The following is a 16,391-nucleotide window of genomic DNA, read 5'->3' as shown; positions in this document are numbered from 1 at the left end:
AACTCCTTGTGTTGTGGGGGCGGCGGCGCTCAAAGCGACCAGGTGTAGACCTTGCCGGGTTCGGGTTCGAAGATGCGGGCGTGCTCGATCCCGGGCAGTTCGGCGAGCGCGCGGAACTCGGACGCCATGGCGACCCAGTCGTCCGTCTCGGCGATGATGGCCGGCTTGCAGGCGATCGGGTCCCGCACCACCGCCATGCTGTCCGCGGTGGTGACCACGAGCGTGTAGAACCCGTCGAGCACCTTGCCCAGGTTGACCAGCGCGGTCTCGAGGTCATCGCCCTGCTGCAGGCGGTGGGCGATATACCGGGCGCCGACCTCGGTGTCGTTCTCCGAGTCGAACTCCACGCCGAGCCGCTTGAGCTCGCGGCGGACCGAGGCATGGTTGGAGAAGGATCCGTTGTGCACCAGGCAGAGGTCGTCCGCCACCGAGAACGGGTGCGATCCCCCTGCGGTCACGGCCGACTCGGTGGCCGTGCGCGTGTGGCTGACCGCCTGGCTGCCGTACATGCCGCCGAGTCCGTGGCGCTCCGCGACCTCCATCGGGTGGCCCACGCTCTTCAAGACCGTGACACGCTCTCCCCTGCCCGCTACGACGGCATCCGGGCGGACCTTGGCCACGGCGCCGGCCAGCTCGCCGGCAGGCACGTCCGCGGAGACCAGCGTGGTGTCGCCGACCACCTTGACCTGGGACTCGGCTCCCTCCGGCAGCAGGTCCGCCAGGAAATCGTCGATGTCCGCGGGACGGATGCCGAGGTCCCCGCCCAGGAGACTGAGGGTGGACTGGCCCTCGGTGACCAGCGACGGGTTGTCATAGACGGCCAGGCCGGCGGAGTCCGGCCCCCGGTCGACGATTTCGCAGAGCATGGTGGAGAGCAGGGAGCCCATCTTCGGGCGCAGCTCCGGGTTACGCAGCTGCAGGGCGGCGATTCCGCACATGGCGTGGTTCCTCTTCTGTCGTTCTGTGTGTGTACTGGAAGGTTCCGTCGCGGACGACGGCGGTCATACGGCGGTGAGGTACTGGTCCACTTCCCAGCCGGTGACCTCGTTGTGCCATTGGAAGAACTCGTTCTCCTTCGCTGCGGCGTAGTACCGCCCCACGTCTTCGGAGCCGCTGAGGGCCGACAGCATGACGGGGTCCTCGCGCAGCGACTGCACGGCATGCAGCAGCGTGGGCGGCAGCGTCGCGGCGCCGGACCGGCGCTCCCCCGGGCCGCACGGGGCGCCCGGGTCCAGATCGCGGTCGATCCCGTCCAGGCCGGCGGCGATCACGGCCGCGATGGCCAGGTAGGGATTGGCGGAACCGTCGCCGGAGCGCAGTTCGATACGGTGCGGGTCCGGGACTCGGATCATGTGCGTCCGGTCGTTGCCCCCGTAGGACGCCTTGTTCGTCGACCAGGTCGCGCCGGACTCCGTGGTGGTGGCCCCGGTCCGCTTGTAGGAGTTGACCGTCGGGGCGAGGAAGGCCTGCAGCGCCGGAGCATGGTCGAGGATGCCCGCGAGGAAGCTGTAGGCCGTCCCGGAAAAGCCGAGGCCGTGCGGGTCGTCGCCCGCGGCCGGGAACATTTCCTCGCCGCCGCCGTTCCATAGCGACAGGTGGAAGTGCAGCCCGTTGCCGGTGCGGTTGGTGAACGGCTTCGGCATGAAGCTGGCCACCATGCCGCGCTGCTCGGCGAGCACGTTCAGCAGGTACCGGAGGGTCACCACGCGGTCGGCCGTCACCAGGGCGTCGTCGTAGTCGAAGTTCTGCTCGAACTGGCCGGCGCCGTCCTCGTGGTCGTTGGCATAGTTGCCCCAGCCCAGGCCGTTCATGACATCGGAAACCTCGGTGAGGTGCTCGTACATCCGGGTGACGCCGCGGGCGTCGTAGCAGGGGTGGGCGCCGTCGTCCTTGGCATCCGCGGTGGCCAGCGCCCCGTCCGCCCCCTTCGTGAGCAGGTAGTACTCGACCTCGGCGCCGGCCTTGGCGGTCATGTTCTTCTCTGCGAGCCGCGCCAGTGCCCGCTTCAGGATCACGCGGGGCGCGTACGCCCAGGGCTTGCCGTCCACGTGCGGATCGCAGTGCACCAGGGCAAGACCGGGACGGACGGCGTCGAGGGGGGTGAAGCTGGCCGGATCGGGGACCGCGCAGAGGTCTCCGTCCTGTGGCTTCTGTCCCATGAGTCCGGCCGCATAGCCTGCGAAGCCGAGCTTTCCGGCTTCAAGCTCCGCCAGCGCGGACACCGGCACCAGCTTCGCGCACGGCTTGCCGTTCATGTCGACGAAGGTTGCAAGTATGAACCTGGTGCCGTGCAGAGCCACCAGTTCTGCCAGCGGGGATCCCGCCGTCTGCGGGAGCCCGGTGAGGTCCGTGCCGGCCTCGGAAATGAGTGCGGTCATCGTTCGTCCAATCGTTCCGGTCTGTTACCTGTCAGGAAACTGTGTTGAATCCAGTTACCCACGGCGGGATTACCGGGCAACTACCGGAATGTAAAAGCTGTGTTTCCTGCCGCCCCAAGACCCCGGCAGATGCGCAGCCCGCCCGGGCGCGGGCCAGCAGAAGCCTTTTACGTTCCCGAAACACCGTGCAGGCCGGTCGAAACATCGGACTGGTTTATTAGCGGTGAACGAAGTTTCATGTGCGGACATCGGCTTGGGGAAATGCGCCGATGGGACCGCCCTCGTTCCTCCCATTACCAGTGACTTACCGATAACAAAGGAAAAATCCCATGGACGAAGGTCTCTCCGCCGGAGCCGTGTGGACCATCACGGCCACCGCCCTGATCATTCTCATGACCCCAGCCCTGGCGTTCTTCTACGCCGGCATGACCCGGGTCAAGTCGAGCCTCAACATGCTGATGATGAGCGTCGTATCCATGGGGATCGTCGCCGTCGTCTGGACGCTCTGGGGCAGCTCGATGGCCTCCAGCGATGGCGCCCTCTTCGAACTCTTCGGCAACCCGGTCGCCGACTTCGGCGCCGCCGCCTCGAAGGGCACGGACGCCCTGCTGGGCATCTCCTTCAACGCGGCCTTCGCCATTGTCACGGTCGCCATCATCTCCGGTTCCATTGCCGACCGCGCAAAGTTCGGGGCCTGGTGCCTGTTCGTGCCTCTCTGGGTGACCTTCGCCTACGCGCCCATGGCCTACGCCGTGTGGGGCGGCGGACTGCTCAGCGCGGAGGGCACGATCGGACAGTGGGCCGGTGAGGCCCTCGACTTCGCCGGCGGGACCGTCATCCACATGAATGCGGGCATGGCCGCCCTGGTGCTCGCCCTGATCCTGGGCGTCCGCCACGGTTTTGGGAAGGATCCCGAGCAGCGCCCCCACAACCTGCCGCTGGTCATGCTGGGCGCGGCCCTGCTCTGGGTCGGCTGGTTCGGCTTCAACGTCGGCGCCGCGTCCGACGACGTCCAGGCGGCCACCATCCTCCTGAACACGATCGTCTGCCCCGCGGCCGCGATGCTGTCCTGGCTACTGACCGAGAAGATCCGCGACGGACGTCCGACGACGTTCGGTGCCGCCTCGGCCATCGTGGCCGGCCTCGTCGCGATTTCCCCCGCCTGCGCCGATGTCGACGCGGTCGGCGCCGTACTGATCGGCCTGGCCACCGGCGTCGCATCCGCGCTGGCCATCGGACTGAAGTACAAGCTGAACTACGACGACTCGCTCGACGTCGTCTCGGTGCACCTGGTGTCCGGGTTCATTGGCACCATCGCCCTCGGCTTCCTGGCACTGCCGTCGGAAGGCAGTGCGGGCGGCCTGCTCTACGGAGGTGGCGCGGCACAGCTCTGGGCGCAGGTCGTCTCCACCGTCTTCGCCCTGGCCTACTCCGCTGCGGTCACCGCGATCCTCGGCCTGGCGATCCACCGGGCCATCGGCTTCCGCGTCGAGGAGACGGTCGAGCGGGACGGTATCGACGAGCACCAGCATGCCGAATCGGCCTACCACTTCGGTTCCTTCAACATCGCCGCCAGGCGCTGACGCGGGCCAGGGGCCGGCGGCCCGGCTACCCGCCGCCGTCAGGCTGAAGCCGGTCCTCCGTCCGGTTTCCGGACCGGGCAGAGGACCGGTCCAGGCTCCCGAGCAATTCGGCGGCGATCGACACGGCGATGGCTGCCGGTGCCTTGTCCGCGATGCCTGGCAGGCCGACCGGACAGCGGATCCGCTCGACGCCGCCGTGCCCCTCCGCGAGCAGCCGCTTGCGGAACCGCGCCCACTTGGCGGCAGACCCGATGAGTCCGACGTCCAGGTCGCCCCGGTGCAGCGCGGCGTCGCATAGCAGGAAGTCCTCCGCGTGGTCGTGGGTCATGATGTACACGTGCGCACCGGCCGGGAGGGAGCGGAGCACTGTCTCGGGGGCGGGGGCATGGTGGACGACGACGGCGGCGGGCCCGGCGGTCACGTCCGCCAGCCGCAGCGGGTCGAGCTGCGCGGCGCGGCTGTCGACCAGGTGCAGGCGCAGGCGCAGCCGGGAGAGGATGCGGGCGAGTTCGTAGCCGACGTGGCCCAGCCCGAAGATGGCGACGACGGGTTCCACTGCCAGCGGTTCCAGCAGCACCTGCACCTCGCCGCCGCAGCATTGCCGGCCGTGGCGGTTCGCAACGTGCTCGGTGAGCGCGAAGGCCAGCGTCTCGGGCAGCCCGGCCCCTCCGGCGATCATGGCGCGGGCGCGGTCGATGACCTCGGCCTCGAGATTGCCGCCGCCGATGCTGTCCCAGGTGGCGTCAGGCGCGACGACCATCTTCGCCCCCGCCTCCCGCGGCGCATGGCCCCGCACCGAAACGACGGTGGCGAGTACGCCCGGCCTGCCCTCCTCGCGCAGGCTCCGCACGGCCTCCAGCCAATCCATGCTTACCGCCTCCTCACTCCCGCGGCGGCATCCCCGGTCGTTTCCTTGAGTGCGTCCCGCGCCCCCTGGAGCGCCCAGAACACGGCCTCCGGCGTGGCCGGACTGGCCAGCTCGAGCGGTCGGTCCGCGGGCCCGAAGGCCGCGGCCGCCGAACGCAGCGCCTCGCGCACGCTGAACGCGAGCATCAGGGGCGGCTCCCCCACCGCCTTGGAGCCGTACACCACGCCGCTCTCGGTGGCCCGTTCGTAGAGGTGGACGTTGAGCACGTCCGGCATCTCGGAGAAGCTGGGCAGCTTGTAGGTGCTCGCGGCCTGCGTCGCCAGCCTGCCCCGGTCCGGCCCGTCCGAGGTGTCCCAGCGCAGCTCCTCAAGCGTGAGCCAGCCCGCCCCCTGGACGAACGCGCCCTCGATCTGCCCCAGGTCCACCAGCGGCGAAAGGCTGTCGCCGACGTCGTGCACAATATCGGTGCGCAGGAACCGGTAGGCGCCGGTGAAGCCGTCCACCTCCACCTCGGAGACGGCGGCCCCGTAGGAGAAGTACTTGAAGGGCTCGCCCTGCATCCGGGCGGCGTCCCAGTGGAGGCCCTCGGTGCGGTAGTAGCCGGCGGCGAACAGCGGGATGCGCTGGAAGTACGCGTCGTTGACCACCTCGGCGAAGGCCAGGTCCTGGTCGTGGAAGCCGATCCCGGTGACGCGGCCGTCCACGAAGCGCACGTCGTCGGGGTGGATGTTGAACCTGCGGGCGGCGACCTCGGCGAGCCGGTCGCGGATCTGGTCGCAGGCGTTCTTCACCGCCCCGCCGTTGAGGTCCGCCCCGGAGCTGGCCGCGGTGGCGGAGGTGTTCGGGACCTTGTCGGTGCGGGTCGGCGCGAGCCGCACCCCGTTCAGCGGGATGCCGAGGGCCGTCGCCGCGACCTGGCGCATCTTGGTGTGCAGGCCCTGGCCCATCTCCGTGCCGCCGTGATTGATCAGCACCGAGCCGTCCTTGTAGACGTGCACGAGCGCGCCGGCCTGGTTGAAGGCCGTGAGATTAAAGGAGATGCCGAACTTCACCGGCGTCATGGCGATTCCGCGCTTGGTGTGTTCGTGCGCGTCATTAAAGCGGACGACGGCGGCGGCGCGGTTTCCGAGGTCGGCAAGCCCGGAGAGCCGGGTCCAGATGTCCAGCAGCCGCTCGGCGTGCCGGACCGGCTGGCCGTACGGCGTGCTCTGCCCGGTCTCGTACAGGTTGCGGCGGCGCAGCTCGGTCGGGTCGATGCCCAGCGCCGGCGCGCAGCGGCCGAGGATGTCCTCGATGACGAGCATGCCCTGCGGGCCGCCGAACCCGCGGAACGCCGTCTGCGAGGTCTTGTTGGTCTTCGCGATGCGCCCGCGGACCTCGATGTCCGGGATGAAGTAGGAGTTGTCGATGTGGCACAGCGCCCGGGCCAGTACCGGCTCGGACAGGTCCAGGCACCACCCGCCGTCGGACGTGATGGTGGCGCGCAGCGCGCGGAGGCGGCCGTCGTCGTCGAACCCCGCCTCCCAGTCGGCGTGGAACGGGTGCCGCTTGCCGGTCATCGTCATGTCCTGCGTGCGGTTGAGCCGCAGCCGCACCGGACGGCCGGTCAGCACGGCGCCGAGCGCGGCCACCGCGGCCAGCCCGTGCGGCTGCATCTCCTTGCCGCCGAATCCCCCGCCCATGCGCAGGCACTGGACGGTGACCTCGCTGCTGGAGCGGCCGAGCACGTGGGCGGCGATCTCCTGGGTCTCCGACGGGTGCTGCGTGGAGGCGTGGATGAACACCTGCCCGGCCTCGTCCACGTAGGCCAGCGAGGCGTGCGTCTCGAGGTAGAAGTGCTCCTGGCCGCCTAGCTCGAAGGTCCCGGCGAAGCGGCGCGGGGCGGTGTCGAGCGCGGCGGCGGCGTCCCCGCGGGACAGCGTGGGCTGGTGGCCCTGGAAGCTGCCGGCTTCGATCGCCTCGGTGAGCGTCAGCAGGGAGGGCAGCACCTCATACTCGGCCTCGACGGCGGCGGCCCCCAGGCGCGCGGCCTCCGCCGTCTCGCCCAGCACCCAGCAGACGGCGTGGCCGTAGTACATCACCTCCGCCGGGAAGAGCGGCTCGTCCTCCTTGGTGCCGGCGTCGTTGGTGCCGGGAACGTCCGCGGCGGTCAGGACGCGGACGACGCCGGGAACGGCCAGCGCGGGTTCCGTGCGGAGGGCGGTGACGCGGGCGTGCGCGTGCGGCGCCTGGACCGGCCAGGCGTGCAGGCACCCGGGCATGCGGCCCACCAGGTCGTCCGTGTAGAGCGCCGTCCCGGTCACGTGCAGCGCGGCGCTCTCGTGCGGAACGGTCAGGCCGACCGTGGGATTGACGGGGCGTTCGGCGAGCGACTTCATCGGGCGGCCTCCGGGTCCGGCAGGCTTTCGGCGCAGAAGCGCAGCATGGCCTGTTCGAGCATGGCGGTGCGGTACCGGGCGCTGGCCCGATGGTCATCGAGCGGCGTGCCTTCGCCCGCCATGGCGGCGGCGGCCGCGGCAACGGCTTCCCGGGTCGGCTCCTTGCCCGCCAGGGCCTCCTCCGCGGCCCGGGCGCGGATCGGCGTCGCTGCCACGCCGCCGAGGCCGATGCGCACATCGGCGACCACTCCGCCGTCGTACCTTGCCGCAAACGCGACGGCGACGGAGGAGATGTCGTCGAAGCGGCGCTTGGAAATCTTGTGGAATGCCGTGCGGGCGGCCAGCGGAAGCGGTATGCGGACGGCCCGGATGATCTCGCCCGGCTCGCGGACGCTCCGCCGGTAGCCGGTGAAGTAGTCGGCGAGCGCCACCTCCCGCCCGCCCCGCTTCGACGCGAGCACCAGGGTGGCGTCGAGCGCCAGCAGGACGGGGGCGGCGTCCCCGATCGGCGAGGCGGTCCCGAGGTTGCCGCCCAGCGTCGCACTGTTGCGGATCAGCCGGGACGCGAACTGCGGGAAGAGCCGGCCGAGCAGCGGGACGCGCCCGTCCAGCCCGCGTTCGATCTCGCTGAGGGTCAGGGCGGCGCCGATCTCCACGTATCCGGCGCCTTCGTGGAGGCCGCGCAGCTCATCCAGCCGGTCCACGCCGAGGATCAGCGGCGGCCGCGCGTGGCGGAGGTTGCGCTCGACGCCAATATCCGTGGCGCCGGCGACGAGCAGGGCGTCCGGCTGCTGCTCGAGCCGGTCGAGCAGTTCCTCCAGGGTCGCCGGGCGGAGGAATTCCGAGCCCCCGGCGGCGGAACGCGTCGGCCGGGCGGCGGGCGCCCCCGCGGCACGGCGCGCGGCCAGCGGATCATCCTCCGCGGGATCGCCCAGGGCATACGCCGCGTCCCGGATGGGCCGGTAGCCGGTGCAGCGGCACAGATTGCCGCTCAGGGCGTGCAGGTCGAAGCCGTTGGGGCCGTGGTGCGGCTCCGGTTCGCCGGCCCCGCCGGCGGCCTCCCGTTCGGGCCGGTAGTACTCGGCGGCCATGGCGCAGACGAATCCCGGGGTGCAGTAGCCGCACTGCGATCCGCCGCGGTCCGCCATCTCGCGCTGCACCGGGTGCAGGTCTTCGGCCGCGGCTACTCCGGCGGCGGTGCCGAGGCCCTCGGACGTGACGATTTCCCCGCCGTCGAAGGCCGGGGCCGGCGGCAGGCAGGAGTTGATGGCCGTCCACCGGGTCCGGTCCGGGCCGTCCGGCCGCGCGACCAGCACGGCGCAGGCCCCGCACTCGCCCTCCGCGCAGCCCTCCTTGGCCCCGGTCAGGCCCTCGCCTCGCAGCCAGTCCAGCAGGCTGGTGTTCGGGCCTGCCGCGGACCTGCGCGCCAGGCCGTTGACGGTCACGTCGATCGGCTCCATCGCCTCACGCTCCTCATCGAAAGGGATGTGTCCCTACCGACCGAGCCTAGTGGCTGCCCTGCGGGACCTCCAGAGCCTGCGGCTTCCGGCGCAAGGACCGGGCGGGGTAAAGCGCGCCGGGGCCGGCGCCGGGAATGAATCGGGGCCGGCGCCGGGAATGAATCGGGGCCGGCGGGCGGTTGCCTAAGATGTTCTCTTGGGCAAGGTGCGGCAGCTTCCTGCCGGAGCAGTATTTACGACGGCGAGGAGCTGATTGACGATGGCCACGAGCGGCCTGCTGGCGCTGATGCGCGAGGACCTCAAGGCCGCCCGGGCCCAGGATCCCGCGGCCAACTCCGACTTCGAGGTCGCGGCAGCGTACTCGGGCGTGCACGCCGTGTGGTCCCACCGGATCGCCCACGCGATGTGGCGCCTACCCGGCCTGCGGACGCCCGCGCGGCTGCTGTCCCAGTTCACCCGGTTCCTCACCGGTATCGAGATCCACCCGGCGGCGACCCTGGGCCGGCGCATCTTCCTCGATCACGGCACCAAGATCGTCATCGGCGAAACCGCCATCGTCGGGGACGACGTGATGATGTACCAGGGCGTCACGCTCGGCGGCCGCGCGCTGGACAAAACGAAGCGCCACCCCACGATCGGCAACCGGGTGATGCTCGGCTCCGGCTGCCGCATCCTGGGACCCGTGACCATAGGCGACGACAGCGCGATAGGCGCGAACGCCGTCGTCGTCACCGATATCCCGGCCAATTCCGTGGCAATCGGCATCCCCGCGCAGTTCCGCCCGAAGGACGGCAGCTACCCTTGGGATCCGCGGCTAGACCTGATCGATCCGGCCTTCCTCCTCTGACCCGCCGCCAGCCCGGCGATTGAGGTACCGGGCGGCTGTCCGGAGCGGTAACGTGGCGACCAGATCGATCCCTGGCGAGGAGGCGTCCGGCATGGAAGTCATCACGATCGAAACGCGGCAGCTCGGCGACCGCAGCTACCTGGTCCACGACGGCGCAGTCGGCCTGGTCATCGACCCGCAGCGGGACACCGACCGGGTGGAGAAAGCGGTGGCGGACGCCGGTGTCCGGATCACCCACGTCGCGGAGACCCACATCCACAACGACTACGTCACCGGCGGGCTGCAGCTCGCCCAGGACCACGGAGCGGCCTACCTGGTCAACGCCGACGACGACGTCCCGTACCACCGCCAGCCGATCTCGGACGGAGACACGGTGCAGATCGGCAAGCTCGTCCTGAGGGTGGTGGCCACGCCCGGACATACGCACCACCACCTCTCCTACATCGTTAGCGACGGCGACCGGCAGGCGGTGTTCTCCGGCGGCAGCCTGCTCTACGGTTCCGTGGGCCGCACGGACCTGTTGGGCGAGGAGGACACGGTGCCGCTCACGCACGACCAGTACGCCTCGGTGCGGCGGCTCGCCCGCGAGGCCGGCGAGGACGCGGACCTCTTTCCCACGCACGGCTTCGGCTCCTTCTGCTCCTCCGGACCGGCCACCGGTGCCCGCTCATCCACCGTCGGCGAGCAACTGCGGGACAACCACGCATTGACGGACCCTGACGAGGACCACTTTGTCCGCGAGCTCATCCACAACCTGACGGCCTACCCTTCCTACTACGCCCACATGGCACCCATTAATAAGGCCGGCCCCACGCCGCCCAACCTTGAGGTGCCGGGTTCCCTGGCGCCGGAGGAACTGCGCTCCAGGCTGGAGCAGGGAGAATGGGTCGTCGACCTGCGGAACCGGGTGGCCTTCGCCAGCGACCACCTCAGCGGAAGCGCCAGCTTCGAGTACGGCGACGGCACGAAATTCACCGCCTTCCTCGGGTGGGTGCTGCCGTGGGACGAACAGCTGACGCTGGTCGGCGAGCGCCGGGACGTCGAAAACGCCATCCGGGACCTCTCCCGCATCGGCATCGACAATCCTGACGCAGCCGTCGGCTCCGGGCCGGCCGATCTGCTGCCCGGGGCTGCCACGGACTCCTATCCCGTGGTTGGGTGGGACGAGGTGCTGCGGAAACCCGAGGCCGACACCATCCTCGACGTCCGCCGCACGGACGAGTTCGAGGAGTCCCGGATCGAAGGCGCCGTGAACATCCCGCTCCACGAACTGCTCCGGCGCATGGACCAGGTGCCCGCCGGGCGCGTGTGGGTACACTGCGGCTCCGGCTACCGCGCCTCGATCGCGGCGAGCCTGCTGCAGCGGGCCGGCCGCGACGTCGTCCACATCGACGCCGAGTTCGGCGGCGCGAAGAAAGCCGGGCTCAGGGTGGCGGCGGACTAGCCTTCCCCGGCTGCTGCCTCCGGCACGGCGCTGACCCGGATCCGGCCGATCCGCAGCCGGTCCATCGACAGCACGGTGAACGTCCGGCCCTCTGCCTCCACGCGGTCGCCGGTCCTCGGCATGCGGCCCAGGCGGTCGATCATGAACCCGGCGACCGTCTCATAGCGGCCCTCGGGCAGCTCCACGCCGGTAAGCGACGCGAACTCCTGGAGGATGAGGCCGCCGTCGATATCCACGTTTCCCCCGAACTCCCGCACGCGGTCCTCCGGGTCCGCCCCGGCGTCGTACTCGTCATAGATCTCGCCCACCAGTTCCTCGACCAGGTCCTCGAGGGTGACGATCCCGTCCGTCCCGCCATACTCGTCCACCACCAAGGCGATGTGGTGCCCCTGGCGCCGCATCAGGGAAAGCGAGGGCAGCACGTGGTTGGTTCCGGGCAGCGCCGGCAGATCGCGGGCGATGGTCCGCACGGCCGCGCCCGGGTCCTCGCCGGGCTGCGGAATCAGGTCCCGGATGTGGATGAAGCCGAGCACCTCGTCCGGCGTCCGGCCGATCACGGGGTAGCGCGAAAACGGCACGCTGCGGGTGAAGTCGCGGGCCTCGGCGAGCGTCATGCGGCCGTCGATGAACCGCACCTCGGTGCGCGGCCGCATGACCTCCTGGAGCAGCCTGTCCCCCGCCCCGAAGACATCGGTCAGGATACTGCGGCTGTCCTCCTCGAGGGCCTCGTTCTGCGACACCATGTCCCACAGTTCCTGCGTCGACACCGACTCCTCGTGCGCGGACGGGTCCCGCCCCAGCAGGCGCAGCGCCCCGTTGGTGGAGGCGGACAGCAGCCAGATCACCGGGCGCATGACCCGGGCAAAGACGTTCAGCGGCGGCGCCAGGACCCGGGTAAAGCCGACGGCGGTCTGCATCGCGAGCCGCTTGGGCACCAGTTCACCCAGCACCAGGGACAGGTAGGCGACGAAGAGGGTCATGCCCACCAGCGCGGCCATTTCCGCCAGTCCGGCAGGCAGGCCCCAGCCCACGAGCAGGGGCGCGATGTCCGGCGAGATCGTGGAGGCGCCGTAGGCGGCCGAGAAGAAGCCGGACAGCGTCACACCGATCTGCACCGCGGAGAGGAAGGTATTTGGATTGCGGGCGAGGTTGGCCGTCCTGGCCCCGCGTTCCCCGGACTGCTCGATCCGGCGGATCTGGCTCTCGCGCAGGGAGACCAAGGCCATTTCGGTGCCCGCAAACACCCCGCCGAACAGCACGAAGAACAAGACCAGCGCGAGGTTCAGCCAGGTGTCAGCATCCATAGCCCGACAATACCCAAGGCCAAACAGGGGACGCTTGCCCCTAGCGGCACCGCAAAGGCGGGACTGACACTGCTCCTAACCGTCTCGCCCGTAGGAGTTGAGCGTTATGAAACCCGGTCACATCATCATGCTCGTACTGGGAATTCTGTTCTCGCTCATCGGTTTGGCGCTGGTGTCCGGAGCGGCGTTCACGGGCGCGGTGCAGGCGGCGCAGGACAGGGAGGGCTACCTCGTCTCCGACCAGTCCAGGTTCGCCACCGACTCCTATGCCTTGGTCAGCGAGCCGCTGGACGTCCTGCTGGACGATGAGCTTCCGCCCGGCGTGCAGGCCAACGAGACTTTCGGCGTGCTGCTGCGCGCGACGGCGGCGAGCGCGGACCGCGAGATCTTCCTCGGCATCGCACCGACTGCACAGGTGGACACCTATCTTGCGGGCGTGGCGCATGCGGTGATTGACGACGTCGGTTTCGATCACCGCTACCGCGACGTGCCCGGGGCGGAAACACCCGACCCGCCGGGCGAGCAGGACTTCTGGGCCGTCTCCGCCGCGGGCACGGGCCAGCAGCAGATCCGCTGGGACCTCCAGTCCGGGGACTGGACCGTCGTCGTCATGAATGCGGACGGCAGCCTGCCGGTCTCCGCAGACCTTGCCGCCGGGGTCCGGCTCGGCTTCCTCGGACCGCTGACCATCGGCCTGCTGATCGCCGGCCTGGTCCTGCTGCTCATCGGGCTGCCGCTGCTTGTCCTGGGCGCCGCCGGACTCGGCCGGCGCCTGCCGCCCGGGCCGGCCAACCGCCCCGCCTACCCGGACCACCCGCCGGCCTATCCGTCCGCTGCCGCCGGCCCGCCCGGCGCGACGTACTGGAGCGGCCCTCCCCCGCCCGGATCAGGCCATCCCGGCTGGACATCCTCCGGCGCCGGCAACGGCGCAGGCTACCCCGGCAACACGCCGCCTTCCGGCGGACCATCCGGCCCACAGTCCGGCCCGCCGCCCGGCGGCGCGCCCTACGGCACCCACCGCCCGCCGGAGGGCAGGCCCTACCCGGCCCTGCTCCACGGCCAGCTCGACGTCGGCGTCTCGCGCTGGATGTGGCTGGTCAAGTGGCTGCTGGCCATCCCGCACTTCATCCTGCTGGCCTTCCTCTGGTTCGCGTTCGGCATCGTCACGATCGCCGCAGGCTTCGCCATCCTCTTCACCGGCCGCTATCCGCATTCGCTCTTCCAGTTCTGCGTCGGCGTGGCACGCTGGAACTGGCGCGTCGCCTTCTACGCCTATGCCGCGCTCGGAACGGACCGCTACCCGCCCTTCACCCTGGCGCCGGTCGCCTGGTATCCGGCGGAGTTCGACGTCGTGTATCCCCACCGCCTCTCCAACGGCCTGGTGCTGGTGAAGTGGTGGCTGCTGGCCATCCCGCACTACCTGGTGGTTGCCGCGCTGACCGGCTCCACCTACGTCTGGTGGTCGGCGGGCGACGAGGCGGGCGACTACGTCCGGGTCAACGGCCCGTCCCTGCTCGGGCTGCTGGTCTTCATCGCCGCCGTCATCCTGCTCTTCACCGGGGTCTACCGCCGGCCGCTGTTCGATTTCATCCTCGGCATCAACCGGTGGGTCTACCGCGTGCTCGCCTACGCGGCCCTCATGCGCGACGAGTATCCGCCGTTCCGGCTGGACCAGGGACCGACCGATCCGCTGGCCCCGTCGCCGGGTGCCGCTCCGGCTCCGGGTCCCGGGGCCGGCCCCGGGCAGGCTGAACCGGGTGCCGCTCCGGCTCCAGGTACGGGGCCGGCGGCCGCCCCGCCCGTATAGTGCCGGACGCTCCACGGCCTAGAGATAGTCGGCGGCCCGATCACGGGCGATTTCCAGCAGTGTGGAGTGGAACGCGACCTCGGCGGGAGCGTAGACCTTGTCCTGGCGCTGTGCCAGCAGTATCCGCCGCAACGGAGCCGCCGGACCGAGGCTGAGCACCCTTACATCGGGGTGCTGGAGTGCCACGGCGGTCTTGGGCACCATGGCGACGCCCATTCCGACGCTGACCATCGCCTGGGCCTCCTGGTAGTCGTTGGCGAGGAACCCAATCGCTGGTTCGAACCCGGCGTCGTGGGCGGAACGCTGAAGGACCTCCACCACCGGATGGGCTTCCGCGCGCACGATCCATGACTCGTTGCGCAGTTCCTCTATGCCGACCTGCTCCCGGTCGGCCAGCGGGTGGCCTCGGGACACCAGGATCACGGTGCTCTCCCGGAAGACTTCGGTCACCCGGACGGACTCGTCATGGAAGGGGTTCCAGGGGTAGTCCCACAGCAGGCACAGTCCGGTGACTCCGGACTGAAGGTCCGCCACGAGTTCGTCGAACCGTGCGCTGCGCACCGAGAGGCTGACAGCCGGGTAACGCTTCTTGAAGACGCGGATGACGATGGGCAGGAAGGATCCCGCCAGCGTGGGGAACGTGCCAATGGTCAGGGACCCGCGCTTGAGGCCGGCGAGTTGATCCAGGTCGGAGTGGGCGGCCTGCATCTGCTGGACGATCCTGCGGGCGTGACCGGCCAGCACCTGGCCGGCTTCGGTGGGCGAAACGCCCCGGGAGCGACGGTTGAGCAGGGGTTGCCCGACCTCTTGTTCGAGTTTGCGCAGCTGCTGGGATACGGCTGACGGGGTATACATCATGAGGTCGGCCGCAGCAGTGATGGAACCCAACTCGACGACCTGCACCAGCAGGGCCAGCCGGCGCATGTCGAACATGGGCCGGCTCTCATCCTGTAGCAAAGCTTCACCCTTCCACACATTCGGTTCATGTCCCGAAGCGGGTCCACCCGGCCGCAATAACCTGCGTTCGGGCGCCGCTCAGAGCATGGATCGCAGACTGCCCGGACCGCCGCTCCAGCACTGATTGAAGCAATGCTACATCCATCTTCAAAAATGCGACATTGTCCTAACGTGTGATCTGGCTCAATCTTTTCTCAGGTCCGAAACCGGGCTCGAAGCACGAGGAATTGCGGGAAACCGATGAAGATTGAAGCGGAATGGATGCGCGGAGGCACCAGCAAGTGCTGGGTTTTCGAGGCCGAGCACCTTCAGCAGGCCGGGGCCAGCCTGGACGTGCTGCTGCCCCGGCTTTTCGGCAGCCCCGACTCCCGGCAGATCGACGGCGTCGGCGGGGCGGCTTCGACCACAAGCAAGGCCGTAATCCTGCACCGCCCGGCCGGCGGGGATGTTGATGTTGAGTTCACCTTTGCCCAGGTAGGCATCGAGGAGGCCGTGGTGGACTGGGGCAGCAACTGCGGGAACTGCTCGGCAGTTGTAGGCCTGTACGCCATCGAGAAGGGCTGGGTCCTCCCCACCGCGGATGTCACCCGGATCGTCACCCGCAACACCAACACCGGCCAGATCATCATCCAGCGGGTATCCACCCCCGACGGCGCCCTGCCCGGCGCTCCGGACGCCTTGATGCCGGGCGTGCCGTTCCCGGGTTACGGGATCGGGATCGGCTTCCAGGATCCCGCCGGCAGGACCACGGGATCCCTGCTCCCGACGCGTGCGGCGACCGACACGATCACCGCAGGAGGAACCCGCTGGACCGTGTCAATGATCGATGCGGGGGCGCCCGTGGTGATCATGCGCGCGGAGGAACTGGGCCTGGACCCATCGAGGTATGCGAGCTGGCACACCGGCGTGGAACTGCATTTGGACACTCTCGAACAGGTCCGGCGCCAGGCGGCAGTGCGGATGGGACTCGCCTCCACCACTCGGGCAGCGGCCCGCGCGGTCCCCAAGCTTGCGATTGTTGCCGCCCCCGCCCATCAGGACCCTGCCTGCGACGTCAACGTCATGATGCTCTCCATGGGCAGGCCGCATCCGGCACTGGCCATCACGGGAAGCATTGCCCTGACGCTGGCCGCCCGCACCCCCGGCACCGTCCTGCACGCCATCGCCGGCAGCAAGGGAAGCGCCTCCCTATGGCTACGCACTCCCGCCGGCGTCATAGAAACCTGGAGCGAAGAGCACGACGGAACCCTGCTCGTGGGTGTCGACCGCACGGCCCGCACCATCGCCACCAGCACCATCCACCTCCCGGAGGCCTTCGGCAGCGTCGTCGCGGCCTCCCCCGCCGGAGCCACTCTCTAAGGAGAC

General features: G+C 69.8%; 12 protein-coding genes. 5 read left to right on the top strand and 7 right to left on the bottom strand.

Annotation, left to right across the window (positions count from 1 at the left end):
- Window positions 1-29 precede the first annotated feature (29 nt).
- Both WFH44_RS15380 and glnT read right to left on the bottom strand, forming a co-directional pair.
- Window positions 30-938, bottom strand: coding sequence for a glutamine amidotransferase (locus tag WFH44_RS15380; RefSeq protein ID WP_336714794.1), 909 nt, complete (start codon window positions 936-938; stop codon window positions 30-32).
- Between the two features lie 63 nt (window positions 939-1,001).
- The gene (gene glnT / locus WFH44_RS15375) at window positions 1,002-2,378 is read right to left on the bottom strand and encodes a type III glutamate--ammonia ligase (protein ID WP_336714793.1); all 1,377 of its coding nucleotides are present in this window, start codon (window positions 2,376-2,378) and stop codon (window positions 1,002-1,004) included.
- A gap of 329 nt (window positions 2,379-2,707) precedes the next feature.
- Between glnT and WFH44_RS15370 the strand changes: the two genes are divergently transcribed.
- A complete protein-coding gene (locus WFH44_RS15370; RefSeq protein WP_336714792.1) occupies window positions 2,708-3,961 on the top strand; it encodes an ammonium transporter in 1,254 nt (417 codons plus the stop codon).
- A gap of 25 nt (window positions 3,962-3,986) precedes the next feature.
- Here WFH44_RS15370 and xdhC read toward each other — a convergent pair whose 3' ends face one another.
- From xdhC to WFH44_RS15355, 3 genes are read right to left on the bottom strand one after another with little or no spacing between them, the layout of a single operon-like run.
- The gene (gene xdhC / locus WFH44_RS15365; RefSeq protein ID WP_336714791.1) at window positions 3,987-4,829 is read right to left on the bottom strand and encodes a xanthine dehydrogenase accessory protein XdhC; all 843 of its coding nucleotides are present in this window, start codon (window positions 4,827-4,829) and stop codon (window positions 3,987-3,989) included.
- Window positions 4,830-4,831: 2 nt separating this feature from the next.
- Window positions 4,832-7,207, bottom strand: a complete 2,376-nt coding sequence (gene xdhB / locus WFH44_RS15360) for a xanthine dehydrogenase molybdopterin binding subunit (protein WP_336714790.1) — start codon at window positions 7,205-7,207, stop codon at window positions 4,832-4,834.
- Window positions 7,204-8,667 carry a xanthine dehydrogenase small subunit gene (locus tag WFH44_RS15355; protein WP_336714789.1) on the bottom strand — a complete coding sequence of 488 codons (1,464 nt, stop codon included), beginning with the start codon at window positions 8,665-8,667 and terminating at the stop codon, window positions 7,204-7,206. Before WFH44_RS15355 ends, xdhB begins: the two co-directional genes overlap by 4 nt.
- Window positions 8,668-8,926: 259 nt before the next feature.
- On the opposite strand from WFH44_RS15355, the gene epsC reads away from it, so the two are divergent.
- Both epsC and WFH44_RS15345 read left to right on the top strand, forming a co-directional pair.
- A complete protein-coding gene (epsC, locus tag WFH44_RS15350) occupies window positions 8,927-9,514 on the top strand; it encodes a serine O-acetyltransferase EpsC (RefSeq protein ID WP_336714788.1) in 588 nt (195 codons plus the stop codon).
- 91 nt (window positions 9,515-9,605) lie between these two features.
- Window positions 9,606-10,958, top strand: a complete 1,353-nt coding sequence (locus WFH44_RS15345) for an MBL fold metallo-hydrolase (protein WP_336714858.1) — start codon at window positions 9,606-9,608, stop codon at window positions 10,956-10,958.
- Here the strand turns inward: WFH44_RS15345 and WFH44_RS15340 are convergent.
- Window positions 10,955-12,262 carry a hemolysin family protein gene (locus tag WFH44_RS15340; protein WP_336714787.1) on the bottom strand — a complete coding sequence of 436 codons (1,308 nt, stop codon included), beginning with the start codon at window positions 12,260-12,262 and terminating at the stop codon, window positions 10,955-10,957. The genes WFH44_RS15345 and WFH44_RS15340 overlap by 4 nt on opposite strands.
- A 106-nt stretch (window positions 12,263-12,368) precedes the next feature.
- On the opposite strand from WFH44_RS15340, the gene WFH44_RS15335 reads away from it, so the two are divergent.
- Entirely contained in the window at window positions 12,369-14,069 is a 1,701-nt protein-coding gene (locus WFH44_RS15335) for a DUF4389 domain-containing protein (protein WP_336714786.1), read from the top strand.
- 18 nt (window positions 14,070-14,087) lie between these two features.
- Here the strand turns inward: WFH44_RS15335 and WFH44_RS15330 are convergent, their stop codons facing one another.
- Window positions 14,088-15,002 (bottom strand): LysR family transcriptional regulator, encoded by a 915-nt coding sequence (locus WFH44_RS15330; protein ID WP_336714785.1) that lies wholly within the window; start codon window positions 15,000-15,002, stop codon window positions 14,088-14,090.
- Window positions 15,003-15,266: 264 nt separating this feature from the next.
- Between WFH44_RS15330 and WFH44_RS15325 the strand changes: the two genes are divergently transcribed.
- Window positions 15,267-16,385 (top strand): PrpF domain-containing protein, encoded by a 1,119-nt coding sequence (locus WFH44_RS15325; RefSeq protein ID WP_336714784.1) that lies wholly within the window; start codon window positions 15,267-15,269, stop codon window positions 16,383-16,385.
- Window positions 16,386-16,391: the final 6 nt, after the last annotated feature.

Source organism: Arthrobacter sp. USHLN218, from assembly GCF_037144715.1.
GTDB lineage: Bacteria > Actinomycetota > Actinomycetes > Actinomycetales > Micrococcaceae > Crystallibacter.
The sequence above is the reverse complement of the archived record's forward strand: the minus strand, read 5'-3'. Positions and strand labels throughout refer to the sequence as shown.

Bases quoted from the DNA above. Each gene is read 5' to 3' on its own strand.
- WFH44_RS15330 (WP_336714785.1), bottom strand. From the start codon at position 15,002: ATGTTCGACATGCGCCGGCTGGCCCTGCTGGTGCAGGTCGTCGAGTTG.
- WFH44_RS15380 (WP_336714794.1), bottom strand. From the start codon at position 938: ATGTGCGGAATCGCCGCCCTGCAGCTGCGTAACCCGGAGCTGCGCCCG.
- WFH44_RS15355 (WP_336714789.1), bottom strand. From the start codon at position 8,667: ATGGAGCCGATCGACGTGACCGTCAACGGCCTGGCGCGCAGGTCCGCG.
- WFH44_RS15340 (WP_336714787.1), bottom strand. From the start codon at position 12,262: ATGGATGCTGACACCTGGCTGAACCTCGCGCTGGTCTTGTTCTTCGTG.
- xdhC (WP_336714791.1), bottom strand. From the start codon at position 4,829: ATGGATTGGCTGGAGGCCGTGCGGAGCCTGCGCGAGGAGGGCAGGCCG.
- WFH44_RS15345 (WP_336714858.1), top strand. From the start codon at position 9,606: ATGGAAGTCATCACGATCGAAACGCGGCAGCTCGGCGACCGCAGCTAC.
- xdhB (WP_336714790.1), bottom strand. From the start codon at position 7,207: ATGAAGTCGCTCGCCGAACGCCCCGTCAATCCCACGGTCGGCCTGACC.
- WFH44_RS15370 (WP_336714792.1), top strand. From the start codon at position 2,708: ATGGACGAAGGTCTCTCCGCCGGAGCCGTGTGGACCATCACGGCCACC.
- WFH44_RS15335 (WP_336714786.1), top strand. From the start codon at position 12,369: ATGAAACCCGGTCACATCATCATGCTCGTACTGGGAATTCTGTTCTCG.
- WFH44_RS15325 (WP_336714784.1), top strand. From the start codon at position 15,267: ATGAAGATTGAAGCGGAATGGATGCGCGGAGGCACCAGCAAGTGCTGG.
- epsC (WP_336714788.1), top strand. From the start codon at position 8,927: ATGGCCACGAGCGGCCTGCTGGCGCTGATGCGCGAGGACCTCAAGGCC.
- glnT (WP_336714793.1), bottom strand. From the start codon at position 2,378: ATGACCGCACTCATTTCCGAGGCCGGCACGGACCTCACCGGGCTCCCG.